This window comes from Daeguia caeni (assembly GCF_042653845.1).
GTDB classification, from domain to species: Bacteria; Pseudomonadota; Alphaproteobacteria; order Rhizobiales; family Rhizobiaceae; genus Brucella; species Brucella caeni.
This window is the reverse complement of the sequence record NZ_JBHSEL010000010.1, coordinates 1-2,789: the sequence shown is the minus strand read 5'-3', so window position 1 is coordinate 2,789 and position 2,789 is coordinate 1. Positions and strand designations below refer to the sequence as shown.

Below are 2,789 nucleotides of genomic sequence, written 5' to 3'. Positions count from 1 at the left end.
GCATGCAGGCCGATCTGCTGCATCCGCTCGCGCAGGTAATGATACTGGATCTCGGCCTGCAGGTAGAAGATCCGCAAGGCCCGCGGCGGCGTGAAGCCAAGAAAGGGCACGCCCGCGGCCATGTGCACGAGCCAGGTGATCAACAGATCGCTCTTGCCGACCTTTGGTGCGCCGCCGAGCACCAGAAGGCCACCCGGCGTCAGCACGCGCGGCGCGATGATGTCGGCCGGCATTGGGGTGGTGTCGTCAAGCAGCGCGCCGAGCGTGAAGGTGGGAAGCTCGTTCGGCGCGGGTGCCGCGCTGTCGAGGCGGACCAGCGGGGGACCGTGCTTTTCGACATGGATGGACCAGAGCCGCTCCGACTCGCGCTTCAGCCGCTCCACCGGCCAGGCAGGCCGCAACATGGCGGCGTTGTATTCACAGATTGCCTGCCAGCCTTCGCCCTTCGACAGCCGGCCGTCGTGCACCATGCGGATGTAGTGGCCGATGGCGGCCGAGGCGCCCTCGAAGCGCGACCAGTCATCCTGCGCGCCCTCGCGCACCGGGGTCACCAGCACATCGGCGACGGCCGGCTTGTCAGTTACGGAAAAGTCAGGCTGGAGCGAGATGCCGGGCGCCGGCGGCATGTCGGCGACGGCCTCGATGAATTCCTCGAGATCGCGCTCGAGATCGGCATTGAGCTCGACGATGCGCACCTGCGTCTTGAGGCTGTTCTTGTAATAGACCGAGCCGGCCACCCGGATCGGCTGATGCGGCGATCGGAAATGTGTGTCGCCGCCGACCTTGGCGGCAATGTCACCACGCAAACGGCAGATGCGGGTGATATCGTGGCCTTCGGCCGGCTCGGTCAGCTTCCACCAGACATGGGCCTTGCGCTGTCCATCCGGTGTCACGCCGCCGCTTTCCACCACCATGGTGGGGGACCCGAGATGGCGCTCGAGATGGGCGCGCTTGGCGACGATGTCACCGGTGTCGATATCGACGACCACGGTCTGCATCTGCAGGATGTCGGCGGCCTTGGCCTGGCCCTTGGCGGCAACGGTACCGGGGATCACATAGACGGCGGCGCCTTCGCGGCCGGCCCAGCTGGCGAAGGTCGCCATCTTCTCGGCCACGGTGTTGTCGGCGTCGATCCAGATGTTGTGCGGGCGGCCATCGAATCCCTGACCCTTGTCGATGAAGCTGCGCACCGGGATCAGGCCTTCGCAGTAGCCGAACACCACCTCCATGAACTGCGCGATCTGCTCGGGGTCTGGCTCGTCGCCGAACACGTCAATCTGGCAGGGCGCGTCGTTGAAGTCGCGCCATGGATTGAAATGGACAATCTCGCCGCTGACGGGCGGCTTCGGGGAGCCGGTCATGTCGTCGTCATGCTCGTCGCTCATACGGGTTGCTCCCAGCAGTGCTTGGCCCATGGGCAGAAGCGGCATTCGAAGAAGTCAGAACTGGTGGCGATGCGCGGCAGCAGTTCGCCAGCATCGGTTGCCTGCAGGATCCGCACGGCGCGATCGGACATGCGCTGCGCGAGATCGGCATCGAACGGCACAAGCTCGTGGTGCAGCTCGGCGGTGTCCTTGTTGATGGCGGTGAACAGCGCAGGCGCCGCGGAAATCCCCGGAACCTGCGCCTCCATATAGGCCTGGTAGAGCGCGATCTGGGTGGCGTAGACCGGCTTCGACTTCGCCACGCCCTCCTTGACGCAGGCGCGCCAGTTCTTTGCGTTCATGGTCTTGCATTCCCACAGCGCGGGAACGGCGAAGCCAAAACCTTGTGGTCCGGCAGCAATGATGCCGTCGACATGACCGCGAATGCGTCCGCCTGCGACAGAAAAGCCGAACTGTTCGCCGTCGGGTCGGTTGCCCTTGCGCGTATAGAGATCGAAGCCGGCGGCGCGCAGCCACTGGATAGCCAGATCCTCGAGCTGGTGACCGATGGCGAAGATGCGCAGCGTCTGGCCGGTAAAGCCGGCGCCGTCGTCCTTGGGCGTCGCCGTAAACTCGAACTGCAGGGCGCGCTCGCAGGCAACACCGAGACGAGAGCCGCCAAGGTAATCGCGCGGCGGCGTGGCTGCGTGCTCCGCCTCGAGGGCGCTATCGATCAGGTTGGTGATCCGCTCGCCCGGCTTCGGTTTGCGATTGAAGTCCAGCATCAGAACGGCACCTCGGGATCAGTGGTGCGATTGGCGGCGACGTATTCACGAAGTGCGTCCTGGTAACCCGTCACGGCAACCTCGATCAGGGTGAGCACCTGCTGTTCGGAGAGATCGGCAAGCCGGGTTTGCCAGCCGATCTCCTCCATGATCTCGGCAACCGGCTTCATCGCGCTGCGGATCGCCGCTTGTTCGGCTTCGGTCGGGTCCACCATCATGCTGCTCTCGCCAGATCCTGTCCGTCCGCGCCGAAGACCAGGCTGCGGATGGCGTTGCGGTTGAACTGGAAGGACAGCAGCGCGGATGCCTGGTAGCGGGTCAGCCCGAAATCGTGCCGGTAATCGGCCGGAAGGTACGCCAGCTGCCGGTCGGTGGGCGGTTGCGACAGCCAGCGCCGTGTCTTGTGGGCGCTCTCATCGGATTCGTGCTCGTTCAGCCAGTCGTCGGCGGCGGCCAGGGACACCATGCGCTCACCGATCGAGAGCAGGCGCGGCTCGATCCCTTTCGCCGCGCCGACCGCGTACCAGCGTCCGTTGAGGAAGAAGGCGCCGGCCCAGGCGGAAAACCCGTTGGCCATAAGTGCTGCATCGTCACCGAACAGGTCACACCACTGGAAGCTGGAGCGCTTGAGGAGATCGAT

General features: G+C 65.1%; 4 protein-coding genes. All 4 read right to left on the bottom strand.

The annotated features are described in order from the left end of the window. The coding region (locus tag ACFO1V_RS01120; protein WP_380075022.1) for an AAA family ATPase at window positions 1-1,385 on the bottom strand (1,385 nt) is incomplete at its 3' end. After that, a complete protein-coding gene (locus ACFO1V_RS01115; RefSeq protein WP_380075021.1) occupies window positions 1,382-2,149 on the bottom strand; it encodes a PD-(D/E)XK nuclease family protein in 768 nt (255 codons plus the stop codon). The genes ACFO1V_RS01115 and ACFO1V_RS01120, both read right to left, overlap by 4 nt. Further along, window positions 2,149-2,367, bottom strand: coding sequence for a DUF6511 domain-containing protein (locus tag ACFO1V_RS01110; protein WP_380075020.1), 219 nt, complete (start codon window positions 2,365-2,367; stop codon window positions 2,149-2,151). Before ACFO1V_RS01110 ends, ACFO1V_RS01115 begins: the two co-directional genes overlap by 1 nt. Next, the coding region (locus ACFO1V_RS01105; RefSeq protein WP_380075019.1) for a hypothetical protein at window positions 2,364-2,789 on the bottom strand (426 nt) is incomplete at its 5' end. The genes ACFO1V_RS01105 and ACFO1V_RS01110, both read right to left, overlap by 4 nt.

What these genes read in the sequence shown, in the direction of transcription:
- ACFO1V_RS01115 (WP_380075021.1), bottom strand. Translation starts at nt 2,149, where the DNA reads ATGCTGGACTTCAATCGCAAACCGAAGCCGGGCGAGCGGATCACCAAC.
- ACFO1V_RS01110 (WP_380075020.1), bottom strand. Translation starts at nt 2,367, where the DNA reads ATGATGGTGGACCCGACCGAAGCCGAACAAGCGGCGATCCGCAGCGCG.